We start from the raw sequence: 24,356 nt of genomic DNA, 5'->3' as shown, positions 1-24,356 counted from the left end.
AGCGCCTTGACCACCGCTGCCTCAGCCACCCTGCCCGCCCAGGGCTCCGGTACCGCCTTCACCGACCCGAAGGTCTCCGACCCCGGCGGCGCCCTGCTGCGGCTGCTCACCGACCGCAGCGTCGACCTCACCGAGGTCGACCCCGGCCATGTCGCCGCCGCCGCGCTGCGCGGCCGCCACGCCGGCTCGGACTTCGCCGAGCTGCGCGGGCTGGCCGTGGACGCCGCCGCGTCGATGATCGCCGAGGACCCCCAGTACTCGAAGCTCGCCGCCCGCCTGCTCGCCCTGGAGATCGTCGACGAGGCGAACAGCCAGGGCTCCACGTCCTTCTCCGCCTCGATCACCGTCGGCCACGCCGAGGGCCTGATCGGCGACACCACCGCGGAGTTCGTCGCCAAGCACGCCGCCGCCCTGGACGCGCTGATCGACACCAAGGGCGACGACCGCTTCGAGTACTTCGGCCTGCGCACCGTGCAGTCCCGCTACCTGCTGCGCCACCCGATCACCCGCAAGGTGATCGAGACCCCGCAGCACTTCCTGCTCCGCGTCGCCTGTGGCCTGGCGGTCGGCGACAACGAGCAGTCCGTGCGCGAAGTCGCCGAGCTGTACGGCCTGATGAGCCGCCTGGAGTACCTGACCTCCTCGCCGACGCTCTTCAACTCCGGCACCCGCCACCCGCAGATGTCGAGCTGCTACCTGCTCGACTCCCCGCTGGACAACCTGGACTCGATCTACAACCGCTACGCGCAGATCGCCCGCCTGTCCAAGCACGCCGGCGGCATCGGCCTGTCCTACTCGCGCATCCGCTCGCGCGGCAGCCTGATCCGCGGCACCAACGGCAAGTCCAACGGCATCGTGCCGTTCCTGCGCACCCTCGACTCCTCCGTCGCCGCCGTCAACCAGGGCGGCCGTCGCAAGGGCGCCGCCTGCGTCTACCTGGAGACCTGGCACGCCGACATCGAGGAGTTCCTCGAGCTGCGCGACAACACCGGCGAAGAGGCCCGCCGCACCCACAACCTCAACCTGGCGCACTGGATCCCGGACGAGTTCATGCGCCGGGTCAACGCCAACGCGGACTGGTCGCTGTTCTCCCCGGCCGACGTGCCCGAGCTGGTCGACCTGTGGGGCGCCGACTTCGACGAGGCCTACCGCAAGGCCGAGCTGGCCGGCAAGGCCGTGCGCACCATCCCCGCGCAGACCCTGTACGCCCGCATGATGCGCACCCTCGCGCAGACCGGCAACGGCTGGATGACCTTCAAGGACGCCTCCAACCGCGCCGCCAACCAGACCGCGCTGCCGGGCCGCACGGTGCACTCCTCCAACCTGTGCACCGAGATCCTGGAGGTCACGGACGACTCCGAGACCGCCGTCTGCAACCTCGGCTCGGTCAACCTCGGCGCCCACGTGGCCCCCGGGGCGTCCGCCGACGACCTGCTGGGCGCCATGGACTGGGAGCGGCTCGACGCCACCGTGCGCACCGCCGTCACCTTCCTCGACCGCGTCGTGGACATCAACTTCTACCCGACCACCGAGGCCGGCACCTCCAACTCCCGCTGGCGGCCCGTGGGCCTCGGCGTGATGGGCCTCCAGGACGTCTTCTTCAAGCTGCGGCTCGACTTCGACTCCGCCGAGGCCGCCCGGCTGTCCACGCTGATCGCCGAGCGCATCATGCTCACCGCCTACGAGCGCTCCGCCGACCTGGCCGAGCGGCTCGGCCGCCACGAGGCGTACGGCGAGACCCGCGCCGCCCGCGGCGAACTGCACATCGACCACTTCCCGACGGCCGCCCCGCAGTGGGCCGACCGCTGGACCGCGCTGCGCGCCCGCATCGCCGAGACCGGCCTGCGCAACTCGCTGCTGCTGGCCATCGCGCCGACCGCGACCATCGCGTCCATCGCCGGCGTGTACGAGTGCATCGAGCCGCAGGTGTCCAACCTGTTCAAGCGCGAGACGCTCAGCGGCGAGTTCCTCCAGGTCAACCCGTACCTGGTGCGCGAGCTCAAGGAGCTCGGCGTCTGGGACCAGCAGACCCGCGACGCGCTGCGCGACGCCAACGGATCGGTGCAGGAGCTGAACTGGCTGCCCGCCGAGGTGCGGTCGCTGTACCGCACCGCGTGGGAGCTGCCGCAGCGCGCGCTGATCGACCTGGCCGCGGCCCGCATGCCGTACCTGGACCAGAGCCAGTCGCTGAACCTGTTCATGGCGGCGCCGACCATCGGCAAGCTCAGCTCGATGTACGCCTACGCGTGGAAGGTCGGTCTCAAGACCACCTACTACCTGCGTTCGCGCCCGGCCACCCGCATCGCCCAGGCCGCGTCGGGTACCGCCCGCGCCGCCGCGCCGGTGCCGGCCAACACGATCCCGGTGGGCACCCCGACCCTCACCCCGGAGGAGGAGGCCGCGCTGGCCTGCTCCCTGGAGAACCCCGAGTCCTGCGAGGCCTGCCAGTGAGCACCCCCGAAGACCGCAAGATGCTGCTCGACCCCGGCTTCGAGCTGACCCTGCGCCCGATGCGCTACCCGTCGTTCTACGACCGGTACCGGGACGCCATCAAGAACACCTGGACGGTCGAGGAGGTCGACCTTCACTCGGACGTCGCCGACCTGGCGAAGCTGAGCGAGGGCGAGCGCCACCTCATCGGGCGCCTCGTCGCGTTCTTCGCGACGGGCGACTCGATCGTCGCGAACAACGTGGTGCTGAGCCTCTACAAGCACATCAACTCCCCGGAGGCGCGGCTCTACCTGAGCCGGCAGCTGTTCGAGGAGGCCGTGCACGTCCAGTTCTACCTGACGCTGCTCGACACCTACCTTCCGGACCCGGAGGACCGCAACGCGGCCTTCGCCGCGGTGGAGAACATCCCCTCCATCCACCAGAAGGCCCAGTTCTGCTTCAAGTACATGAACGCGGTCGACCACATCGACTCGCTGCAGACGAAGGAGGACAGGCGGGCGTTCCTGCTCAACCTGATCTGCTTCGCGGCGTGTGTGGAAGGCCTGTTCTTCTACGGCGCGTTCGCCTACGTGTACTGGTTCCGGAGCCGGGGCCTGCTGCACGGTCTCGCGACCGGTACCAACTGGGTGTTCCGCGACGAGTCCATGCACATGGACTTCGCGATGTCGGTCGTCGACACCGTGCGCGAGGAGGAGCCCGACCTCTTCGACGAGGAGATGGCCAAGCAGGTCACGGAGATGCTGGAGGAGGCTGTCGAGGCCGAGCTCCAGTTCGCCCAGGACCTGTGCGGCGACGGTCTGGCCGGCATGAACACCGACTCGATGCGCCAGTACCTGGAGGCCGTGGCCGACCAGCGCCTGGCCCGCCTGGGCATGCCCATCCGGTACGGGTCCACCAACCCGTTCGGCTTCATGGAGCTCCAGAACGTCCAGGAGCTGACCAACTTCTTCGAGCGCCGGGTGTCGGCGTACCAGGTGGCTGTCGAGGGCTCGGTCTCCTTCGACGACGACTTCTAGAAGAGCCGGATACGACAGAGGTGCCCCGCACGGCCACAGCCCGTGCGGGGCACCTCTGTCGTATCAGTCGGTAGAAAACTCGCCGGACTTGACCCCGGCGAGGAAGGAGGACCACGCGTCAGCCGGAAAGAGCAGAGCCGGCCCGTCAGGGTCCTTCGAGTCACGTACCGGTACGACACTGCTGAAGGAGTGGGCTTCCCGCCATCGGGAAGCGGCTCAGGGTCTGGGCCGATAGCCGTCGCTCGACGAGCACCCCGGCCGGCCGGGCCTTGGTGGCGCAGGAAGTCGGCCGGTTCGACTTCCTGCGCCACAACGAAGATGCGCGCACCGGTCGACGCACCACGGCAGTGCTATCGGCGTGCTCCACCCGTCCGGCTGAACTCCCGGGGCCACACCGGCACCGCACGCACACGTACCGCCCACCTCCGGTTACGGTCCGGCGCACAGCCGTACGACGAGACGAGAGGGGCCCACGGTGACGACGACCGGAATCCTGGACTACGAGAGCGACGCGATCGTCCAGCTGATGAACATCGCGGAGAAGGACTGGACGGAGCAGGAGCTCAAGGACGCGCTGCAGCGGGCGATCATGCTGGAGCTGTCCACCATCCCGCCCTACGCCACCGCGCTCTGGTCGATCACCAGCCAGGACAGCACCCAACCCGTCCGCAACACCATCCGGGAGATCATCTTCGATGAGATGTCGCACTTCGGCCTGGTCTGCAACATGCTCACCAGCATCGGCGGCACCGTCGTCCTCACCGACCCCGCCACCGTCCCGAAGTACCCGGGCGAGCTGCCCGGCGGGGTCAACCCGGGGCTGGTCGTCTCCCTCAGCGGGCTGACGCGGGAGTCGGCGGGCCTCTTCTCCGACATCGAGAAGCCCGAGAACCCCCTCGCCTTCGCCGCCGACGGCAACACCATCGGCGCCTTCTACCAGCGGATCGCCGACGTCTTCCCCAACTTCGCCCACCTGCTCACCGGTCAGAACCAGGTGACCTTCCCGCTCTCGAGCCACGGCGCCGGCAACGACATCGTCCCGATGAACACCATCGACGACGTCCTGAAGGCGATCCACATCATCCAGACCCAGGGCGAGGGCACCACGGCATCCCCGGACAACCCCTTCCCGGGCGCCCCGGGCGAACTCGCCCACTACTACGCGTTCAAGGAGATCGCCGTCGGCAAGAAGCTGGTCAAGAACCCCACCACGGGGAGGTTCGAGTTCACCGGCCCCGACGTCCCGCTCCCGGACACCGCCCCCGTCGCCCGTGTCCCCGAGGGCGGCTGGGCCAACGACCCCGCCAACACGCCCGACCAGGCCACCGCCACCGCGCTGCACGACTTCAACAAGACCTACAGCGACATGCTCCGCGCCCTCTGCTCGGCCTGGAGCGGCAACCCGAACTCGCTCTTCGACGCGATCGGGCACATGGGCGATCTGGGCGACGCCGCACGGACGATCAACGCCATCAAGCTCCCATCGGACCCCCACCTCGTCTACGGCCCGGAGTGGCTCTTCGTCGCCAACTGACCGGACGCGTGCCCCCGCCCGCCCGGCACGGAACGCCGGGCGGGCGGGGGCAGGGCAAGCGGGGGCAGGGCAAGCGGACAGGTCACGCCTCCGCGACGGCCTCCAGCGGGCTCAGGGCCGCCGCCCGCCGGGCCGGGACGGCCGCCGCGACCGCGCCGAGCGCGAGCGATCCCAGGCAGACGAGGGTCAGCGTCCCCCAGGGCAGCGCCAGCGCGTACTGCTCCATCGCACCGCCCGCCAGCGCCCCGACCGCCCAGGCGCCGAACAGCCCGCCGGCCAGGCCGAGCAGGGTGCCGAACGCGGCGACCGTCACGGCCTCCAGGCGGATCATCCGACGGACGCCGGCCCGATCCATGCCGATGGCCCGCAGGACACCGATCTCCCGCGTCCGTTCGGTGACGGACATCGCCAGCGTGTTGACGATCCCGAGCGCGGCGATCACGACGCCGATCGCGAGCAGCCCGTACATCAGCGTCAGCAGGTCGCTCATCGTCCCCGCCGCCTCGCGCACCAGCGCGGCCCGGTCCTGCACCTTGAGCAGCGGGTTGTTGCCCACCGCCGTCCGCAGCCCGTTCTCCGTCGCGCCTTCGCCGCGCACCAGGACCCGCTGGACGGTGCCGGGCCTGTAGCTGTCGCGCTGCACCTCGTCGCGGGTGCCCAGCACATCGTGGGCGGTGGGGTTGTCCCGGTAGACGCCCACCACGGTGTAGTGCGCGAACTCCTCGCTCCGCCCGATGCGCGCGTCGACCTGCCCGCCCGTGCTCACCCCGGTCTCCCGGGCGACGCTGCTGGAGACGGCGATCCGGCCGGGCCCGAGGTCCTTCGCCGAGCCGCTCACGAAGTCGAGGTTCATCACCTGGTCGAGGGCCGCCGGGTCGACGCCGGAGATCTCCCGGACGCGACCGCCCACGACCGCCGTGGAGTCCGCGACCGCGCTGACGCTCCGCACTCCCGGGGCGCCGGCCACCCGCTGCACGGCGGCCGGGTCGATGCCGGTCATGGTGTTGCCGGTGCTGATCACGTAGTCGGCGCCGAGCCCGTCCGCGACCTGCCGGTCCAGGGCCTGCCCGGTCGAGTTGCCGATGGTGGCGAGCCCGCTGACCAGCGCGGTGCTGATGAGCAGTGTGGCGGCGGTCGCCGCCGTGCGCCTCGGGTCGCGCAGCGCGTTCTGCTGGGCCAGGAGGCCGGGGGTGCCGAATCGCCGGATCACACGCCCGGTCACCCGGATCACGGGGGCGGCGAGGGCCGGCGCCAGCACGATCAGGGCGACGACGAGGACGCCGCAGCCGAGCATCGCACGGCGCAGGTTCTCCTCCGAGGCGTCCTTCGCCGAGCCCGCGAGCGAGACCAGCAGACCGACGCCGAGCAGCAGCAGGACCGCCCCGGCGATCGGACGCAGCCACGAGCGCCCACCGGGCTGCGCGGCGGAGCGCAGCGCCTCGATCGGTGCGATCCGCGCCGCCCGGCGCGACGGCAGCCAGGCGGCCAGCACGGTCACCCCGACGCCGACGAACAGCGCCGCCGCCACCGGTCGGGGCCCGATCACCAGTGGGCCCTCCGGCAGCCGGTTCCCGTCGCCGCTCAGCAGCCGGGGCAGCACGGACGCGATGCCGAGTCCGCCGATGAATCCGATCACCGACGCGGCGAGCCCGACCAGCACGGCCTCGGCCAGCAGGGAACGGACCACCTGGCGGCGGGTGGCGCCGACCGCCCGCAGCAGCGCGAGCTCCCGGGTGCGCCGGGCGACGAGCATGGTGAAGGTGTTGACCACGAGGAACGAGCCGATGAACAGGGACACGCCCGCGAAGACCATCGGCATCTTCTGGTAGCCCCGGGTCAACACCCCGACGTAGATGGCCTGTTGGTCGGCCTGCGCCTGTCCGGTGGTGGTCTCGGCACGGTCCGCCGGGAGCATCCCGGCGATCCGCTGCGCCAGCTCGTACGGCCCGGTGCCCGGGGCCGCCGAGACGTCGATGCCGGTGTAGTGGCCGGGGGTCGCGAACAACCGCTGTGCGGTGGCCCGGTCGAAGAGGGTGAGCGTACCGCCGGCCGTGACCCGGGTGTCCCGGGTCGTGACGATGCCGACCAGGCGCGCCGTGAGGGCGGGGCCGTCCGTCGCGAGCGTGACCGTGTCCCCCAGGTGGAGGCGGCCCGCGGCGGCGGTGCCCCGGTCCACGGCGATCTCCTCGGCGGCGGCGGGGGCGCGCCCCTCGACCAGGGGGTACCGCCCCTGGTCGTACGCGGCCGCGAGGTTCGTCCCCGGCTTGACCCGCAGCGGTGTGCCGTCGGCCGCGTTCAGGACGGCGCTCCCGTCGGCGGACGGCCGGACCGCGGCGACCCCGGGCACGTCGGCGAGGCGGCGCGCGAGCGCGTCCGTCAGCACGCTCGGCTGGTCGGGCGCGGCGGGGGACTCCTTCGCGGTGACGGTGACCGCGATGTCGGCGAAGTTCCTGGTGGCGGCGGCCCGGTGGGCGGCGGCGGTGGAGTCCGCGAAGACCAGGGTGCCGGAGACGAAGGCGACGCCGAGGCAGACCGCGAGGACGGTCATCAGCAGACGGGCCTTGTGCGCCAGCACGTTGCGCAGGGCTGTGGTCAGCATGAGCAGCTTTCGGAGGTGTCGGGAGGAGAAGGGGCGCGGACTCGGCGCCGGCTCAGCCGGCGAAGGACTTCATGACGTCGAGCACCCGGTCCGGCGTCGGGTGCGCCATCTCGTCGACCAGCCGCCCGTCGGCCAGGAACACCACCCGGTCCGCGTAGCCGGCGGCCACCGGGTCGTGCGTCACCATGACCACCGTCTGGCCCAACTCCCGTACGGAGTCCCGCAGGAAGCCGAGGACCTCGGCCCCGGCCCGGGAGTCGAGGTTGCCGGTCGGCTCGTCGCCGAACACGATCGCGGGCCGCGCGACCAGCGCCCGGGCGACCGCGACGCGCTGCTGCTGCCCACCGGACAGTTCGGCCGGGCGGTGGCCGAGGCGCTGGGACAGCCCGACCATCGACACCACGCGCTCCAGCCACTCCCGGTCCACCCGCCGCCCGGCGAGCGACAGCGGGAGCGTGATGTTCTCCAGCGCGGTCAGGGTGGGCAGCAGGTTGAACGCCTGGAAGATGAAGCCGACCCGGTCCCGCCGCAGCTGGGTGAGCTGCCGGTCGCCCAGGCCGCCCAGTTCCGTCGTACCGATCCGGACGGAGCCCGACGTGGGGGTGTCGAGACCGGCGGCGCAGTGCATCAGGGTGGACTTGCCGCAGCCGGACGGGCCCATGATCGCGGTGAACTCGCCCTCCCGGAAGGCGATGCTCACCCGGTCCAGCGCCGTGACCCGGGTGTCGCCGTTGCCGTAGACCTTCGTCAGGTCGGCGGTGGCGGCCGCGATCCCGGGTGTGGTGTGCAGGGTGAGGGAGTTGGCGGTCACGAGGGGACTCCGTCTTCGAGGTGCGGATCGGTGCACGTCGAAGGGTGTCCGGTGCACGTATCAGGCCCCTGGGCCGCCGTGTATCAGCGCCCGCGCCAGTCGGCAGCAGTTCGGTAGCAAGCGGCTGTCCAGCACGCGTTGTGCAGCAAGCAGTTCCGTAGCAAGCGGTCGTGCGGCAGCGCGTCAGTCCGGCAGTCGCAGGGTGGCCACCGCGCCGCCGTCCGCGGCGTTGGCGAAGCTCAGCTCCGCGCCGAGCAGTCGGGCCTGTCCTGCCGCGATGGTCAGGCCGAGCCCGTGGCCCGTGCCGCGCTCGGCGGCGCCGGTCCGGAACCGGCGTGGGCCGTGCCGCAGCAGGTCGGCGGGGAAGCCGGGGCCGTGGTCGCGCACGACGACGGTGCGTCCCTCGACCGTGACCAGCACCGGGGCGGCCCCGTGCCGGTGCGCGTTGACGACGAGGTTGCCGACGATCCGTTCCAGCCGCCGGGGGTCGGTCTCCACCGACGCCGACGGCGAGGATGCCGCCGACGCGGTGTCAGCCTCGGCAACCGCTGCCACGCAGACCTCGGCCTCGAACCCGGTGCGCGCCACGGCCTCCCGGACGACGGCGCCCAGCGGCACCCGGGCCCGTACGGGCTGTTCCGCCCCGGCGTCCAGCCGCGAGATCTCCAGCAGGTCCTCGACCAGTCCGCGCAGGTCGCGCACCCGCGCCCGGATGAGGTTCTCCGTCTCGCCGGCCGGCAGCAGGTCGGCGGCGGCGAGCAGCCCGCCGATCGGGGTGCGCAGCTCGTGTGCCACGTCGGCCGTGAACTGCCGTTCCGTCCGGAGCAGTCGGCCGAGGCTGTCGGCCATCGCGTCCACCGTCGCCGCGATGTCCGCCACTTCGTCGTCGCCCTTGGTGGGCCCGGTGCGGGCGTCGAGGTCCCCGGCGGAGATGCGGTCCGCGGTCTCGGCGACCCGCCGCAGTCTGCGGGCGAGCAGCCCGGCCCCGTACACCGCGGCCGGCGTGGCCACGGCGAGGGCGAGCAGCGAGGCCACCGCCATCGCCACGTCCAGCCGGGGCAGATCGGACAGCTCCGGGCCCATGTTGATCCGTACGGCCAGCACCGGGCTGCCCGGGCCGCCGGTGCGCTGGGCGGCCCAGGCGCTCGGGCCCGCGTTGCCCTCGACGCGTCCGTCGTACGCGGTGTGCCGGTTCCCGTCGGCCGGGTGCCGCAAGCCGGCGGGCAGGTCGGCCGGGTCGAGTTCGGCGCCGTCGGCCAGTGCTCCGGTGCGCCGGTAGACGTCCACGGCCGAGTACACGGCGTTGAAGGCCCGCGCCTCGGCGCGGCTGCGGATGTCCTGGGCGGTCCACAGGTGCACCAGCACGCCGACCGCCGCCGCGACCAGGCAGGCGGTGGCGGCGGCGAGGGCGGCGATCTTCCAGCGCAGCGAGGCCCGACGCCGACGGAGCGTACGCATCGCGTTCAGCGCTTGAGCTTGTAGCCGAAGCCGCGGACCGTCTCGATCCGCTCCCGGCCGAGCTTGCGGCGCAGCCGCTGCACGCACAGGTCCACCACCCGGCTGTCGCCGTCCCAGCCGTACTCCCAGACGTTGCGCAGCAGGGTGTGCCGCTCCAGCACCACGCCGGGGTGGGCCGCGAACTCCAGCAGCAGCTTGAGTTCGGTCGGGGTCAGCGCGACCGGGAGTCCGCCGACGGACACCTCCATGCCGGCGGTGTCGACGGTCAGGTCCCCGAACACCAGGACCTTGCCCTCGCCCTCGGCAGCGGCAGCGGCCTCGGGCGAGGGGACGGGTGTGTACGTCGCCCGCCGCAGCAGCGAGCGGATGCGCGCCACCAGCACGAAGGTGTCCACGGGCTTGACCACGTAGTCGTCCGCCCCGGCCTCCAGTCCGGCGACGACGTCGAGCCCGTCGCCGCGCGCGGACATCATCAGCACCGGCACCAGGCTGGTCTCCCGGATCCGGCGGCACAGGCCGATCCCGTCGAGTCCGGGCAGCATCACGTCGAGGACGAGCAGGTCGAACTGCTCGGCCCGGAACAGCTCCAGCCCCGTGAGGCCGTCGGCCGCGGCCGTCATCTCGTAGCCGTAGCGTTCCAGCGCGACGGTGAAGGAGCGGCGCATCAGGTCGTCGTCCTCCACCAGCAGCACGCGGACCGGGCGCGGGGACGGTGCGGGCGAGGACACGGGCGGCGGGCTCCAGTTCCCTCGGCGGCGGACAAGGGAACGATACGGCAGATACCGGACGCGCCCGCCGTGTGGAACCGGTCGACGGCAGACCGAGCGCTCGCTGATACCCACCCGATACGGAACCCCGCCCGAGGAGCCCGGCTCACCCAGCGCTGCCGCCGGGGCCGTCCGCCCGCAGCCCCTCGGCGAACGCGCGCGCCGCCGCCAGGTCGTCGCCGTCCGGCCGCGCCTTGTTGATGCCGCCTACCAGCTTGAAGGGGAGCCAGGTGTCGAAGGCCCGGCAGGAGAAGGCGCCGGCCACCTCGAAGCCCTTCCGTTCGAGCTGCCGCACCAGGGGGCGGGTGAAGGGCCGGACCGGCAGCTCCGGCAGCCCGCTGGTGGCGAACACGAACGCCCGCTGCCGCTGCCCCTGCCGTTGCCCCTGGGGAGCCCGCTCGGGAACCGACCGGACGAAGTGGCGCAGCCGTGGGTGGAACTGCCCCGTGAAGATCCCCGAGCCGAAGCCCACCAGGTCGTAGCCGGAGAGCCCGGCCGCGTCGACCTGTTCGGGCTCGACCACCGGGGCCGACAGCACCCGGCCCATGGCCTCGGCGATCCTCCTCGTGTTTCCGTGGGACACGGACGCGCACACGATGACGGCCTTCATGACGGTTCCCCTTCCGTTCGGTCACTTCCGAGGAATGGACCGGACGGGGCGGGAGAACGTGACATCGTCGGCCGGGAACGCCGAAGGCCGGCGCGGACGGGTCCGCGCCGGCCTTCGTCGAAGCCCGACAGCCGCTCCGCCGTCAGGCGTTCGGCACGGTCGCGTACTTCGCCGTGCCCTCGGCCATCTGCTTCAGGGCGTCCTTGCGGTCGCGCTTGGACAGCTTGTCGATGTAGAGGGTGCCGTACAGGTGGTCGGTCTCGTGCTGCAGGCAGCGGGCGAAGAAGCCGGTGCCCTCGACGCGGATCGGCTTGCCGTCCTTGTCGACGCCGGTCACGGCCGCGTAGTCCGGGCGCGGCAGCTCGGCGTAGGCGGTGGGGACGGACAGGCAGCCCTCGTTGCCGTCGTCGAGGAGGCGCCGGCGGTCGGCCGGGTACTCCTCGAGCGTCGGGTTGATCACGTGGCCGATGTGGCGCACGCCCTCGTCGTCCGGGCAGTCGTAGACGAAGACCTTGAGGTCCACGCCGATCTGGTTGGCGGCGAGGCCGACGCCCTCGGCGGCGTACATGGACTGGAACATGTCGTCGATGAGCGCGGAGAGCTCGTCGTCGAAAGCGGTGACGTCCTTGACCTCGCGGTGCAGGACGGGGTTGCCGACGACGGTGATCGGACGGGCGGTGCCCCTGCCGAGGTCGGGCTCCTCGCCGACCACCTTCACGGGAGCCTCGGGCGCCGCCCCCTCCACGTCGTGCTCGTGCTCGTGCGAGTGGTCGTGCTGCTCGGCCTGGTCCGCCATGTCTTCCGCTTCCATAGGTCTACACGTACCTCACCAGGGTACTCAGCAGACTTCTTCGAGATCCCGGTAAGCCCGGGTTCCCGGGGAGCCGGTGACCCAGCGGTCCAGCAGCACCCGCACCAGGTGGGCGGGGGCGGCGATCCCGCACTCGCGCTCGACCAGCCAGGACATCCCGGCCGCGCCGCCCTGGCTGAGGTGGCTGAGGTGGCCGGGGTGGGCGGCGTCGCCGTCATCGTGCGGGTCGTGGTGGGCGGCGACCCCGTCGTCGGAGGCCATCCGGCTCTCCGAGCAGGCGCGGCAGAGCAGCCGTACCGAGGAGGTCCAGTCCTCGGCGGCGTAGCCGGCGTCGGCGACGAGCCGCTCCAGGGCGTCACGGTCCCCGGCCGTGGCGGCCTGCAGCAGCACCACGTAGGTCGGCACCGGGGAGGGCGCCCACAGCTCGATCTCGTCGAACACGGGGTAGGCGACGCCGTCGGTGACCCGCTCGCCGTGCGGGGCGCCGTCGTGCAGCACCACCTCGCCCCAGCGGCGGCCGGAGGAGGGCAGCGGGATGGAGAGGACCTCGATCCGGGCCGGGTCCAGGCGCCGGCCCCAGACCACCTCGGACTCGCCGTCCGGGGAGAGCCGCACCGGGGTGGTGCCGAGGTCCAGGCTGACCGGACCGTCGGGCTGCCCGCCGGGGCCGCCCGGCAGCTTGAGCCCGTACGCCTGCCAGGCGCGGCGTGCCAGCGGCCAGTCCTGCAGGGCGGTGGCGGTGATGCCGAGGTTCCACCAGTCGGGGGCGCCGTGTTCGCGGTCCAGCAGGGCTACGGCACGCAGGCCGGCCGAGCGGGCCTGCTCCCAGTCGCGGCGGAACTTGTGCAGGAGGGCGAGGTTGAACCAGGAGTCGGAGAGCCAGGGCTCCAGGTCGGCGGCCATCACCAGCAGCGCGCCGGCGTCCTCGTAGCGGCCGTCGCCGATCAGCGTGAAGGCCCGGTCGGTCGTCTGCCGCCAGGTGGCGGACGGCCGGTGCCGTGCCCGGTGGAAGATCCTCACGTTCGTCCCTGCCGTCGTCGTCCGCTCAAGTCCCGTGCCACCCGTGCCCGTACCGTCTTGGACGGCGTACGGGGCTCGGTGCCCCGGGTCGGTGTTCCACGCTACGACCGCATCCAACCACGCTCGCCCCCGCCCGCGCTCCCCACCGCCGAGGTTGGGGCCGCCCCTCCCCAGCCTGCCCGCCCGATCGCGCCCTCTCAACCCCTGGCGGGGCGGACCCCGTTCGGCGGACCGAAAACCCCGGGCCGACGGCCCCGCTCCCCCGCCCGCCCCGGCCACGGGCCCCGGCCCCGACGTCCGGCCCGCGGCCCCGAGCCGAAGCCCCGAACTGCAGCCCCGAACCCCGGCCCTGACCTGCAGCTCCGAACCTCAGCCGCGGGCCTGTCCGCCGACCCGGGCCAGGGCGTCCACCACCCGGGCGTCGTAGACCCGGCCGCGGCCCAGCCGGATCACCTCCAGCGCCTCCAGCCGCCCGACCGCCTCGCCGACGCCCCGGCCGCGGGCCGCGGTGAGCAGGTCGTCGTGGGCGTTGGCGACCCGGATGATCCGGGCCGCGAGCGGCACCGGGCCCTCGCCGCCGGCCGGCCCGGCGCAGGGGTCGGCCAGCCGGGCGACCTGCTCGGCGACCTGCCGGGGCACCCCGGTGCGGCTGATCACCTCGCTGCCCAGCCGGGCGATCCGCTGCTGCTCGGCGCAGGGCAGCACCGCGGTGGCACCGTCCGGCACCGGTTCGACCAGGGAGAGCTGGCCGACGTCGTGCATCAGCGCGGCGTACTCCAACAGGGCGAGCTCGCGGGTGCCCAGGCCCAGCTCGCGCCCGAGGGCGCACGCCGTGTCCGCGACCCGGCGCGCGTGCCCGTGCGGGGTGTAGCCGGCCACCTCGGTGGCCCGGGCGAGGCTGGCGATGGTCTGCCCGGTGGTGGCCCGCACCGCCGCGGCGCGCCGGAAGGACACCTGGGCGAGCAGCAGCGGGGTGCAGAACAGCGGCAGCGCCCAGAGTCCGACCTCACCGGCCGCGAGGCTGACCAGCATGCCGGTGGCGACGATCGCCGAGCCGATGCCGAACAGCGAGCGCAGCTCGTCCTCCAGGGCCGCCGGGAACCGCAGTCCGCCCCCCGAACGGCGCAGCAGGGCCGCCAGGGTCGCGTCGCACAGCGCGGCCAGCGCGGCGACGGCCGTCAGGAACGCCCCGTACGCCGGGCCCTCGGGCGAGAAGCGGTCGACCAGGCCGCCGTTGTACAGCGGCTGGAAGACGGCGGCCGCGAAGCCGACGGCGAGCAGCCGACGGGCGGCGCTGTCGCGACGGGCCGGGTCGGCCCAGGGCGGGCGGCGGTGCGGGCGGTCGGGGTGGTGCGACAGGGCGAGCCCGGGCAGCCAGGCCAGCAGCAGGCCGACGCCGGTCGCCGCGACCACCTGGAGCGTCCCGTGCGCGGTCGGCACTCCGCGCAGCGGCCCGAGCAGCGCGTAGGCCAGCGCGCCGGCCGCGCCGATGGGCGCCTGTTCGCGATCCCCCGGAAGGGTGATGCGGACGCATTCGCCGAGCGCGATCAGCACGATGAACGCCAGCGCGACCCTGGGCTCCGCGACCCCGCGCACCGCGACCGCGCCCAGCGCGAGCGCCAGCAGCGCGGCGGCGGCCACGTGCACGGCACGGGCGGTGGGCCCGCACGCCGTCCGGCCGGGGAGCGTCCGGCCGCGGGCCCTGCGGCCGAGGACCGCGCGCCCGGGCGCCGTCACGACTGCCCGGCCGCGGGGACGCCGCCCTGGGACGGCACCCGGGAGGGAGCCGCCCGAACGGGTTCGGGCACCCCGAGCGGGATGTCCGGGACGGCCCGCACGCAGTCCTCGGAGTGCACCACGGGCTGCCAGTCGTGCACGGCCAGCGCGTCGATCAGCGCCCGCACCATCACCGGGTCGAACTGGCTGCCCGAGCAGCGTTCCAGCTCGGCCACCGCCTCGGCGACCGGGCGGCCGCGCCGGTAGGAGCGGGTGGAGGTCATCGAGTCGAAGGCGTCGGCGACCGAGATGATCCGGGCGAACTCGGGGATCTGCTCGCCGGCCAGCCCGCTCGGGTAGCCGCGGCCGTCCATCCGCTCGTGGTGGTGCAGGATCCCGGCGTGCGCCTCGCCGAGGAAGTCGATCCCGCGCACCAGCTCGTACCCGTACACCGGGTGGATCTCCACGGCCCGGCGCTCCGCCTCGCTGAGGGGACCGTTTCTGCGCAGCAGCTCGGTGGCCACCCCGAGCTTGCCGACGTCGTGCAGGATCCCCGAGAAGCGCAGGGTGCGCAGCCGCTCGGCCTCCATGCCGAGCTGAGTGGCGATCAGCACCGAGGCCCGGCCGACCCGTTCGCTGTGCCCGCGGGTGTACGCGTCCTTGATCTCCACGGCCTGCACCAGCGACTGCACGGTGGCCTGGTGGGCGTCCTGCTCACGCTGGCCCTGGGCGAACACCCAGGCGGAGATGGACAGCGGCAGCAGCGCCAGCAGCGCCGCGAACGCGCCGTACGGGCCCTGCCACAGCACCGCGACCATCAGCCCGCCGGCCGCGTGCACCAGCACCGGCAGTCCGCACACCGAGCAGGCCCCGCGCAGCAGCACCCCGGCCCCGCGGCCCTCGCTGAGCATCACCATCACGCCCACCACCACGCCGTTGACCAGGCAGAACGCGGCGACGGCGGCGAAGCCGGGCAGCAGCGCGGCCGGGAAGCGGGAGCCCAGCAGCAGCTGCGGGCCGCACAGCAGGTGGAACACGACCGAGGAGGTGAAGGCGCACAGCGCGAGCTGGGAGCCGTTGAACAGCTGCCGCCCTCGGCAGCCGGGCCCGCTCGAACCGCCGAGCAGCGCGGCCGGGGCGGCGACCAGGGCGGCGGCGGCCGGAGGGAGCATCAGGACCCCGGCGAACAGCACCGGGAAGAAGGCGTTCGCCCCCGGTCGGGCGGGCACCCGCCCGGGCAGTGCCGGGCGGCGCAGCAGTCGGCGCACCAGCACCAGGCAGGGCGTCGGCAGGCCCTGGGCCAGTGACTCCCAGCAGCCGTGCAGGAAGGCCAGCAGGCCGACCTTGGGCCAGTCCACCGGTTCGCCGAGCCAGCGCGGCACCCCCGGGGTGGCCCCGGCGGGCAGCAGCGGCACCAGGCAGCACAGTGCCGCCACCGGGACGGCCACCAGGTAGCGCGCCGCACCCGGCGGCAGGGTCGCGCCTCCACTGTCGGTAGCGATCTCGGCCTCCCCGCCGTCCGGGCCCGTGTTGCCTCAGCGCGCCGGGCGAACCGACGGTGAGCGTCCGTCAGGAGGATAGGCCGCCGTCCGGGCGCGGGGACGCATGGTCGCGCAATGGCGCAGTTGGCGCACCGCCAACTCACCCGTACGAGTGACGGCGCATGCGAGCAGAACGGGAGCGGCCCCGGGAGCGCACGCTCCCGGGGCCGCTGAACTCCCTGATGACCGAACTCGCTGACTACCGCGCTCGGCCGGTGACCGCCCGGACGGCGTGACGGCCGGTCACTCCGCCGGGGCGCCCGCCTCGACGGGCGCGCCGGGGCGCCCGGCCGGCTCCTCGCCGGCCCCGCCCTGCGCCGCCTTCGGCGTCGGCCTGGGCGCCGGCCGGGCGGACTCGACGTGCACCTCGACGGCGCTCTCCGCCGCGACCACCACCGGCTCGCCCGAGCGCTGCCCGGCCCGGATCGAGTCGATCCTGGCGAGCACCTTGCTGCGCAGGTCGGCCGGGGTGTCGTCGCACCCGCAGGAACGCTTGATCAGCGCCTTGATCGCCTGTTCCAGCCCGTACTGCTTCAGGCAGGGCGAGCACTCCTCGAAGTGCACGCGCAACTTGGCGCAGTCGCCCTCGGCCATCTCGTTGTCGAGGAATTCATAGAGGTGGTCGAGGACCTCGCCACACTCGGTGTCGTGCGGATCGCCGCAGCTCATGAGCCCGAGCCCTTCGCTTCCTGCCCTGCCCCGCTGCCGGCCGGGACCAGCCCGCGCTCACGGGCGTAATCCTCCAGCATGCCGCGCAGCTGACGGCGGCCGCGGTGCAGTCGGGACATCACCGTACCGATGGGAGTACCCATGATGTCCGCGATCTCCTTGTACGCAAAGCCTTCTACGTCCGCGAGATAGACGGCGATCCGGAATTCCTCCGGGATGGCCTGGAGCGCGTCCTTCACATCGCTGTCGGGGAGGTGGTCGAGCGCCTGGGTCTCCGCCGAGCGCAGACCGGTCGACATGTGCGACTCGGCCCTGGCCAGCTGCCAGTCCTCGATCTCCTCCGCCGCGGTGCGCTGGGGCTCCCGCTGCTTCTTGCGGTACGAGTTGATGAACGTGTTGGTGAGGATGCGGTACAGCCAGGCCTTGAGGTTCGTGCCCTCGCGGAACTGGTGGAAGGACGCGTACGCCTTGGCGAACGCCTCCTGGAGCAGGTCCTCCGCGTCGGCCGGGTTGCGCGTCATGCGCAGCGCCGCCGAGTACATCGGATCCAGGTAGCCCAGGGCGTCGCGCTCGAAGCGCTCCCGCCGGGCCTGCTCGCTCTCCTCCGCCGACACCCGGTAGGTGTCCTCACCGATCGCCTCGGCCAGCTCCTCACCGGTGAGCGCCTCGCCCGCAGGCCGGACCTCCTCCGGGCCACCGCCCGGCTCGGCCTCGTGCTCGGTCCCGACGACCGGACCCACCTCCTCGGCATGACGGCCACGGCCCACAGCGGGCCGCCCAGAAATGGAGGATATCGGGCTGACGGGCTTCTCGCCCGCGTCAATCCACTCCGACCAGGAGGGGACGAACGCCGTGGTGGCCTCGCGCTCCTCAGGCCGTTCGGGGCACGCGATCGAACCCATCTGCCCTGCCTCTCACCGGTGATCGTGCTGACGACGGTGTCAACCACACCGGCCCCGCCCGCATTCCCGCCTCACCCGCGGACCTCACTCCCAGGGGTGAGCGACCGGAAACTCCCTGCTCACAGCGGTCGCGGCGGCCACGGCCTCACCCGCGGGCCACCAGGGCCAGCACCCAGTCCCCCACCGCCGCGCAGATCAGGTCCAGCACCTCGTCCTGGCCCACCGGCGCCCGCTTGGGCACCTCGAAGCCGTGGCTGCCGTACGGCACCGCCACCAGCTCGTGCCCGGCCGGCAGCCCCGGGAACTCCTCCGGCCCGCCGAACGGATCCGCCACGCTCTGCACCACCAGCGTCGGCAGCCCCGACTCCAGCAGTTCCTCCGCCCGGCTCTTCTCCGGCTTGCCCGGCGGGTGCAGCGGGAACGCCAGCGCCACCACCCCAACCGCCCCGGTGGCCACCCCCGTCCGGCAAGCCACCCGCGCCCCGGCGCTGCGCCCGCCCACCACCAGCGGCAGCCCCTGCCCGGCCAGCCGCTCGGCGACCGGCCGCCAGCCGAGGTCCAGCGTCTTCGGCGCCGGGCCCAGCTTCTTGCCCGCCACCCGCCAGGGCTGCTCGACCAGCGCCACGGTGATCCCGCGCTCCGGCAGGTTCCCGGCCAGCGCCACCAGGTCCCGGGCCCCGATCCCGCCGCCCGCGCCGTGGCCCAATGCCAGGACGGCCTTCGGCGCGGCCGCCCGGTGGTAGGTGATCCGGGCCTCCCCGGCCTCGGTGGGGACGGGTTCGGTGGGGACGGGTTCGGTGGTCATCTCCGCTTGCTCCCAACGCGCTTCAGCACAGGTCAGAACAGGTTGCAGGACAGGTTGCAGGACAGGTTCAGGACTGCCAGGAACAGCTCAGAACAGGGTGGTCTCGTACTCGACCTCGGTCCACGGCTCCTTGAGCTCCGGGCCGTTGTTGCGGATGCTGCCGACCGCCGGCGACACCGGGGTGGCCAGCAGCGCGCCGGGCGGCGGGGGTATCAGCAGCCGGCGCAGCCCGTCCGGGTCGGTCAGCCGCGGATCCAGCCACTCGTCCCAGTCCTGCGGGTCGAGGAACAGCGGCATCCGCTCGTGGATCGGCGCGAGCGTCTCCTCGGCGTCCGTGGTGACGATCGTGAACGTGACCAGCCAGGCCTCCGGGTGCCCGGGCGGCACGGCCCGGTCGCGCCAGAACTCGTACAGCCCGGCCAGCGCCAGCGGGGTGCCGTCCGCCCGGGAGACGAAGTACGGCTTCTTGCGCGCCTTGCCCCGCTCGCCCGGCACCGTCTGCCACTCGTAGTAGCCGTCCACCGGCAGGATGCACCGGCGCGCGGCGAAGGCCTGCCGGTAGGAGGGCTTCTCGTGCACCGTGTCCGACCGGGCGTTGATCATCTTCACCGCCGTCTCCGCGGTGCTCGACCACTGCGGCACCAGCCCCCAGCGCAGCACCCGCAGCTGCCGCACCGCCCGCGGCCGCTCCCGGCCCGTCCGCTCCAGGACCACGAACGCGCTGTCGGTCGGCGCGACGTTCCAGTTCGGGTCCAGGGTCTCCTCGGGGTCCCACTGCTCGACGTCGAACAGCTCGACGATGGCCTCGGGCTTGCTGCTGGCTGCGAACCGACCGCACATGCGGGCCAGCTTGCCATGCCGCCCGTTCTCACCACCTCTTCATCCCCGGACCAGAACCGCCCGCTCCCGCCCGCCCGTCCCCGCATGGGAGGCTGCCCCGAACGGCCCAACGCAGCGAACGGAGGCGGGGAAGATCACATGAGCACCGACGACCAGACCCTGAGCGCCCTGTGGGACCACGTCACCGGCAGCCAGCCCGCCCCGCCCGGCTGGCTGGTCCTGGCCACCGGCGCCGCCGCCCTGCTCGCCGTCCTCGCCCGCCCGCTCTGGCACGTCACCCGCAACGCCGTCACCATCGCCCACGAGGGCGGCCACGGCCTGATCGCGCTCGCCACCCGACGCAAGCTCGCCGGCATCCGGCTGCACTCCGACACCTCCGGCCTCACCCTCTCCTACGGCCGCCCCACCGGCCCGGGGATGATCCTCACCGCCGCCGCCGGCTACACCGCCCCCGCCCTGCTCGGGCTCGGCTGCGCCGCCCTGCTCGCCGCCGACCGGATCACCCTGCTGCTCTGGCTGGCGATCGCCCTGCTGCTCGCCCTGCTCCTGCGCATCCGCAACGCCTTCGGCCTCTTCACCGTCCTGGTCGCCGGCGGCGCCTTCTTCCTGGTCTCCTGGTTCGGCAGCGCCGAGGTCCAGGCCGGCTTCGCCTACCTCGGCTGCTGGTTCCTGCTCTTCGGCGCCGTCCGTCCCGTCCTGGAGCTCCAGCACCAGCGCCGCATCGGCTGGGCCCGCGACTCCGACGCCGACCAGCTCGCCCGGCTCACCCACGTCCCGGCCCTCGCCTGGGTCACCGTCTTCCTGCTCACCGCCCTCGCCTGCCTCGCCCTCGGCGCGAGCTGGCTGCTCCAGCCGCTGCATTAGAGGGCGCTCGGGCGGCCCCTAGACTTGCCACATGACCGAGACCCTGTGGCCCGCCCCCGTCGCCACCAGCCCCGTCGACGCCACCGTCACCATCCCCGGCTCCAAGTCGGTCACCAACCGGGCCCTGGTGCTGGCGGCTCTCGCCGAGAAGCCCGGCTGGGTGCGCCGTCCGCTGCGCAGCCGCGACTCCCAGCTGATGGCCGACGGCCTGCGCGCCCTCGGGGTCACCATCGAGGAGACGGTCAACAACGACGCGGGCGGCACCGGCGGCGGCGAGGCCTGGCGGGTCATCCCCGCGCCCGCGCTGCTCGGCCCCGCCTCGGTCGACGTCGGCAACGCCGGCACGGTCATGCGCTTCCTGCCCCCGCTCGCCGTCCTCGCCGACGGCCCGGTGCACTTCGACGGCGACCCGCGCTGCTACGAGCGCCCCCAGCACGGTGTGATCAACGCCCTGCGCGCGCTCGGTGCCCGGATCGACGACGGCGGCCGGGGCGCGTTCCCGCTCACCGTCCACGGCACCGGTTCCCTGGACGGCGGCCCGGTCGAGCTGGACGCCTCCTCCTCGTCCCAGTTCGTCTCCGCGCTGCTGCTCTCGGGCGCCCGCTACAACCACGGCATCGAGGTCCGGCACGTCGGCGGCCCGGTGCCGTCGCTGCCGCACATCCGGATGACCGTGGAGATGCTGCGCCTGGCCGGGGCCCAGGTCGACGCCCCGGAGGACGGCGGCGAGAAGGACGTCTGGCGGGTCACCCCCGGCGCCCTGATCGGCCGCGACCTGGTGGTGGAGCCGGACCTGTCCAACGCCGCGCCGTTCTTCGCCGCCGCCCTGGTCACCGGCGGCCGCGTCACCGTGCGGGACTGGCCCAAGCACACCTCCCAGCCCGGCGACCAGCTGCGCGAGATCTACACCCGGATGGGTGGCGCCTGCGAGTTCACCGACGAGGGCCTGCAGTTCACCGGCACCGGCCGGATCCACGGCATCGAGGCCGACCTGCACGACGTCGGCGAGCTCACCCCGGTGATCGCCGCGGTCGCCGCGCTCGCCGACTCCGACTCTCACCTGTACGGCATCGCCCACCTGCGGCTGCACGAGACCGACCGGCTCGCCGCGCTCGCCAAGGAGATCAACGACCTCGGCGGCGACGTCACCGAGACCGAGGACGGCCTGCGGATCCGCCCGCGCCCGCTGCACGGCGGCATCTTCCACACCTACGAGGACCACCGGCTGGCCACCGCCGCCGCCGTGCTCGGCCTGGCCGTGCCCGGTGTCGAGGTCGAGAACGTCGCCACCACCGCCAAGACGCTGCCCGACTTCCCCGGGATGTGGGCCGAGTTGCTCGGCGAAGCGGCGGCGGGCGCCTGAGCGGAGACTTGAGCCATGCGCCGCTACGGCAAGGACGCCGACGAAGACGACATCCGCAACCGCCCCGCCCGCCGGGGCTCCCGGCCGCGGACCCGCATCCGGCCCAAGCACGACGACGCCGCCGAGGCGATGGTGCTGACGGTCGACCGCGGCCGGGTCACCTGTCTGGTCGACCCGGGCACCAAGCAGGAGCGCGAGGTCGTCGCCATGAAGGCCCGCGAGCTGGGCCGTAAGGGCGTCGTCGTCGGCGACGTCGTCAACATCGTCGGCGACCTCTCCGGGGACGCCGACACGCTCGCCCGGATCGTCCGGGTCGAGGAGCGCAGCTCGGTGCTGCGGCGCACCGCGGACGACGACGACCCGTACGAGCGGATCGTCGTCGCCAACGCCCAGCAGCTGGCGATCGTCACCGCGCTGGCCGACCCGGAGCCGCGCCCCCGGCTGATCGACCGCTGCCTGGTGGCCGCCTACGACGCGGGCATGGAGCCGCTGCTGGTGCTCACCAAGTCCGACCTGGCCCCGGCCGCGACACTGCTGGACTCCTACGCCTCGCTCGGCATCCAGTACGTGGTCACCCGCCGCGACGAGCTGGAGACCACCGGCGCCGAGGCGGTCCGCGCGTACCTGCGCGGGCGTTCCACGGTGTTCATCGGCCACTCCGGCGTCGGCAAGACCACCCTGGTCAACGCCCTCGTCCCGGACCGCCAGCGGCAGACCGGCCACGTCAACGCGGTCACCGGCCGCGGCCGGCACACCACCGTCTCCGCTCTCGCGCTGCGGCTGCCGCCGCCGCTCGGTGCCAAGCCGGGTTCCAAGAAGGCGCTGAACCCGGGCTGGGTGATCGACACCCCGGGCTTCCGCTCCTTCGGCCTCTCGCACATCGACCCGTCCCGGGTCATCCTCGCCTTCCCCGACCTGGAGCCCGGCACGGCCGAGTGCCCGCGCGCGTGCAGCCACGACGAGCCGGACTGCGCGCTGGACGCCTGGGTCGCCGACGGCCACGCCGAGGCCGCCCGGCTCTACTCGCTGCGCCGTCTGCTGGCCAGCAAGGAGACCCGCGAGGACGACTGAGCCTTCGCTCACTCCCGGGATCCGTGGCCCCTTCGAGGTGTCGGACCGCGCCCGCCTGGCGATCATAGGAAAGTCGGGCCGGGCACGGTCCGACCCGTCGATCGACTGGGAGGGCACGCGATGGCATGGGCCCTGGTGGTCCTGGCCGGCCTGCTCGAGACCGGCTTCGCGATCAACCTCAAGCTCAGCGAGGGCTTCACCAAGCTCTGGCCCACCGTCAGCTTCTGCGTGTTCGCCCTCGGCAGCTTCGGCCTGCTCACCCTCTCCCTGAAGAGCCTGCCGATCGGCCCCGCCTACGCGGTGTGGACGGGCATCGGCGCGGCCGGCACCGCCATCTACGGCATGGTCTTCCTGAACGAGGCCACCTCGGTGCTCAAACTGGTCTCGATCTCCCTGGTGATCACCGGTGTCATCGGCCTCCAGCTCAGCGGCACCGCGCACTGATACTCGCCCGCTCGCCTCCGGGGCGCTCTGACCCGGTGCCGACGGTCGGCGCTCCGGCGCTCGTGCCTGGCTTGTCGCTTCTCCCTTTCGGCACCGGCCCGCGCCCCTTCGGCTCGGAGCGGTTGCTCGCCCACTCGCCGACACGGCGCGCCCCCGGACGGCCCCGTCCCGCTCCGCGAGCCCCGCTGTGCCGATCGGGGCGGGCTCGCTAGGGTTTCGGACATGGCCGACTACCACGACGATCTCCGACTCGCCCACGTCCTCGCCGACTCGGCCGACTCGGTCACCCTGGAGCGCTTCCGCGCCCTCGACCTGAAGGTCGAGACCAAGCCCGACCTCACCCCGGTGAGCGACGCCGACAAGGCCGCCGAGGAACTCGTGCGTAGCGTGCTGCAGCGCGCCCGCCCGCGTGACGCGATCCTGGGCGAGGAGTTCGGCCTGCAGGGTTCCGGCCCGCGCCGCTGGGTGATCGACCCGATCGACGGCACCAAGAACTACATCCGCGGCGTCCCGGTCTGGGCCACCCTGATCGCCCTGCTGGAGGACGGCCCGGACGGCGTCGAGCGCCCGGTGGTCGGCATCGTCTCCGCCCCCGCGCTGCAGCGCCGCTGGTGGGCGGCCAAGGACCTCGGCGCCTTCGCCGGCCGCAGCCTGACCAAGGCCTCCCGGATCCACGTCTCCGGCGTCTCCCGGATCGAGGACGCGTCCTTCTCCTACTCCTCGCTCACCGGCTGGGAGGAGCGCGGCCGCCTCGACCCGTTCCTGGACCTCACCCGCGCCTGCTGGCGCACCCGCGCCTACGGCGACTTCTGGTCCTACATGATGGTCGCCGAGGGCGCCGTGGACATCGCCGCCGAGCCCGAGCTGTCGCTGTGGGACATGGCGGCCAACTGCGTCATCGTGGAGGAGGCCGGCGGCCGCTTCACCGGCCTGGACGGCATCCCCGGCCCCGGCGGCGCCGACGCCGTCGCCTCCAACGGCGTGCTGCACGAGGAAGCGCTGCGCCGCCTGAGCGTCTGAACGCTTGAACGCCTGAACCGCCCTGACATGGTTGCAGGCCCTGT

Annotated in this window: 21 protein-coding genes and 1 pseudogene; 8 read left to right on the top strand and 14 right to left on the bottom strand. The window is 73.2% G+C overall.

The features are described 5' to 3' along the window. Window positions 1–30 precede the first annotated feature (30 nt). Both ACZ52J_RS10760 and ACZ52J_RS10755 read left to right on the top strand, forming a co-directional pair. On the top strand, window positions 31–2,451 hold the full coding sequence (locus ACZ52J_RS10760; protein WP_465617774.1) for a ribonucleoside-diphosphate reductase subunit alpha: 2,421 nt from the start codon (window positions 31–33) through the stop codon (window positions 2,449–2,451). Between the two features lie 20 nt (window positions 2,452–2,471). Next, the gene (locus ACZ52J_RS10755; RefSeq protein WP_465617772.1) at window positions 2,472–3,467 is read left to right on the top strand and encodes a ribonucleotide-diphosphate reductase subunit beta; all 996 of its coding nucleotides are present in this window, start codon (window positions 2,472–2,474) and stop codon (window positions 3,465–3,467) included. Between the two features lie 63 nt (window positions 3,468–3,530). Here ACZ52J_RS10755 and ACZ52J_RS10750 read toward each other — a convergent pair. Then, a pseudogene (locus ACZ52J_RS10750) lies at window positions 3,531–3,647 on the bottom strand (DUF397 domain-containing protein); the annotation flags it as partial. A gap of 295 nt (window positions 3,648–3,942) precedes the next feature. Between ACZ52J_RS10750 and ACZ52J_RS10745 the strand changes: the two are divergent. Beyond that, window positions 3,943–5,001 (top strand): ferritin-like domain-containing protein, encoded by a 1,059-nt coding sequence (locus ACZ52J_RS10745; RefSeq protein WP_465617544.1) that lies wholly within the window; start codon window positions 3,943–3,945, stop codon window positions 4,999–5,001. An 82-nt stretch (window positions 5,002–5,083) separates the two neighbouring features. On the opposite strand, the gene ACZ52J_RS10740 is transcribed toward ACZ52J_RS10745, so the two are convergent. From ACZ52J_RS10740 to ACZ52J_RS10680, 13 genes are all read right to left on the bottom strand, one after another. After that, a complete protein-coding gene (locus tag ACZ52J_RS10740) occupies window positions 5,084–7,600 on the bottom strand; it encodes an ABC transporter permease (protein ID WP_465617542.1) in 2,517 nt (838 codons plus the stop codon). Window positions 7,601–7,652: 52 nt separating this feature from the next. Continuing rightward, window positions 7,653–8,390, bottom strand: coding sequence for an ABC transporter ATP-binding protein (locus tag ACZ52J_RS10735; protein WP_465617770.1), 738 nt, complete (start codon window positions 8,388–8,390; stop codon window positions 7,653–7,655). A 204-nt stretch (window positions 8,391–8,594) separates the two neighbouring features. Then, on the bottom strand, window positions 8,595–9,869 hold the full coding sequence (locus ACZ52J_RS10730; protein ID WP_465617540.1) for a sensor histidine kinase: 1,275 nt from the start codon (window positions 9,867–9,869) through the stop codon (window positions 8,595–8,597). A 5-nt stretch (window positions 9,870–9,874) separates the two neighbouring features. After that, window positions 9,875–10,597: a two-component system response regulator CseB gene (cseB, locus tag ACZ52J_RS10725; RefSeq protein ID WP_465617538.1), complete on the bottom strand. Its 723-nt coding sequence runs from the start codon at window positions 10,595–10,597 to the stop codon at window positions 9,875–9,877. A 145-nt stretch (window positions 10,598–10,742) separates the two neighbouring features. Continuing rightward, on the bottom strand, window positions 10,743–11,246 hold the full coding sequence (locus tag ACZ52J_RS10720) for a flavodoxin family protein (protein ID WP_465617536.1): 504 nt from the start codon (window positions 11,244–11,246) through the stop codon (window positions 10,743–10,745). 142 nt (window positions 11,247–11,388) lie between these two features. Next, a complete protein-coding gene (def, locus tag ACZ52J_RS10715; protein ID WP_396287753.1) occupies window positions 11,389–12,042 on the bottom strand; it encodes a peptide deformylase in 654 nt (217 codons plus the stop codon). A 42-nt stretch (window positions 12,043–12,084) separates the two neighbouring features. Beyond that, a complete protein-coding gene (locus ACZ52J_RS10710; protein ID WP_360505667.1) occupies window positions 12,085–13,077 on the bottom strand; it encodes a tetratricopeptide repeat protein in 993 nt (330 codons plus the stop codon). A gap of 369 nt (window positions 13,078–13,446) precedes the next feature. Further along, complete coding sequence (locus ACZ52J_RS10705) at window positions 13,447–14,724, bottom strand: HD-GYP domain-containing protein (RefSeq protein WP_465617534.1); 1,278 nt, start codon at window positions 14,722–14,724, stop codon at window positions 13,447–13,449. An 86-nt stretch (window positions 14,725–14,810) separates the two neighbouring features. Then, the gene (locus ACZ52J_RS10700) at window positions 14,811–16,241 is read right to left on the bottom strand and encodes an HD-GYP domain-containing protein (protein ID WP_465617532.1); all 1,431 of its coding nucleotides are present in this window, start codon (window positions 16,239–16,241) and stop codon (window positions 14,811–14,813) included. Window positions 16,242–16,577: 336 nt separating this feature from the next. After that, window positions 16,578–17,003, bottom strand: a complete 426-nt coding sequence (gene rsrA / locus ACZ52J_RS10695; protein WP_465617530.1) for a mycothiol system anti-sigma-R factor — start codon at window positions 17,001–17,003, stop codon at window positions 16,578–16,580. Next, window positions 17,000–17,743, bottom strand: a complete 744-nt coding sequence (locus tag ACZ52J_RS10690; RefSeq protein WP_396287756.1) for a sigma-70 family RNA polymerase sigma factor — start codon at window positions 17,741–17,743, stop codon at window positions 17,000–17,002. Before ACZ52J_RS10690 ends, rsrA begins: the two co-directional genes overlap by 4 nt. A gap of 307 nt (window positions 17,744–18,050) precedes the next feature. After that, window positions 18,051–18,710 (bottom strand): alpha/beta hydrolase family protein, encoded by a 660-nt coding sequence (locus tag ACZ52J_RS10685; protein ID WP_465617528.1) that lies wholly within the window; start codon window positions 18,708–18,710, stop codon window positions 18,051–18,053. A gap of 87 nt (window positions 18,711–18,797) precedes the next feature. Next, entirely contained in the window at window positions 18,798–19,550 is a 753-nt protein-coding gene (locus tag ACZ52J_RS10680) for an SOS response-associated peptidase (protein ID WP_465617526.1), read from the bottom strand. Window positions 19,551–19,688: 138 nt separating this feature from the next. On the opposite strand from ACZ52J_RS10680, the gene ACZ52J_RS10675 reads away from it, so the two are divergent. The 5 genes from ACZ52J_RS10675 (at window position 19,689) to hisN (ending at window position 24,312) form a co-directional block, all read left to right on the top strand. Then, window positions 19,689–20,414, top strand: a complete 726-nt coding sequence (locus tag ACZ52J_RS10675; RefSeq protein ID WP_465617524.1) for a M50 family metallopeptidase — start codon at window positions 19,689–19,691, stop codon at window positions 20,412–20,414. 31 nt (window positions 20,415–20,445) lie between these two features. Further along, complete coding sequence (gene aroA, locus ACZ52J_RS10670) at window positions 20,446–21,777, top strand: 3-phosphoshikimate 1-carboxyvinyltransferase (protein WP_465617522.1); 1,332 nt, start codon at window positions 20,446–20,448, stop codon at window positions 21,775–21,777. A 15-nt stretch (window positions 21,778–21,792) separates the two neighbouring features. Beyond that, window positions 21,793–22,848, top strand: coding sequence for a ribosome small subunit-dependent GTPase A (gene rsgA, locus ACZ52J_RS10665; RefSeq protein ID WP_465617520.1), 1,056 nt, complete (start codon window positions 21,793–21,795; stop codon window positions 22,846–22,848). A gap of 120 nt (window positions 22,849–22,968) precedes the next feature. After that, complete coding sequence (locus tag ACZ52J_RS10660; protein ID WP_465617518.1) at window positions 22,969–23,292, top strand: DMT family transporter; 324 nt, start codon at window positions 22,969–22,971, stop codon at window positions 23,290–23,292. Between the two features lie 222 nt (window positions 23,293–23,514). After that, window positions 23,515–24,312, top strand: a complete 798-nt coding sequence (hisN, locus tag ACZ52J_RS10655; protein WP_360505639.1) for a histidinol-phosphatase — start codon at window positions 23,515–23,517, stop codon at window positions 24,310–24,312. Window positions 24,313–24,356: the final 44 nt, after the last annotated feature.

It is taken from the genome of Kitasatospora sp. NPDC034035 (assembly GCF_055575755.1).
Note: the sequence above shows the minus strand (reverse complement) of the source record. Positions and strands in the feature narration are given on the sequence as shown.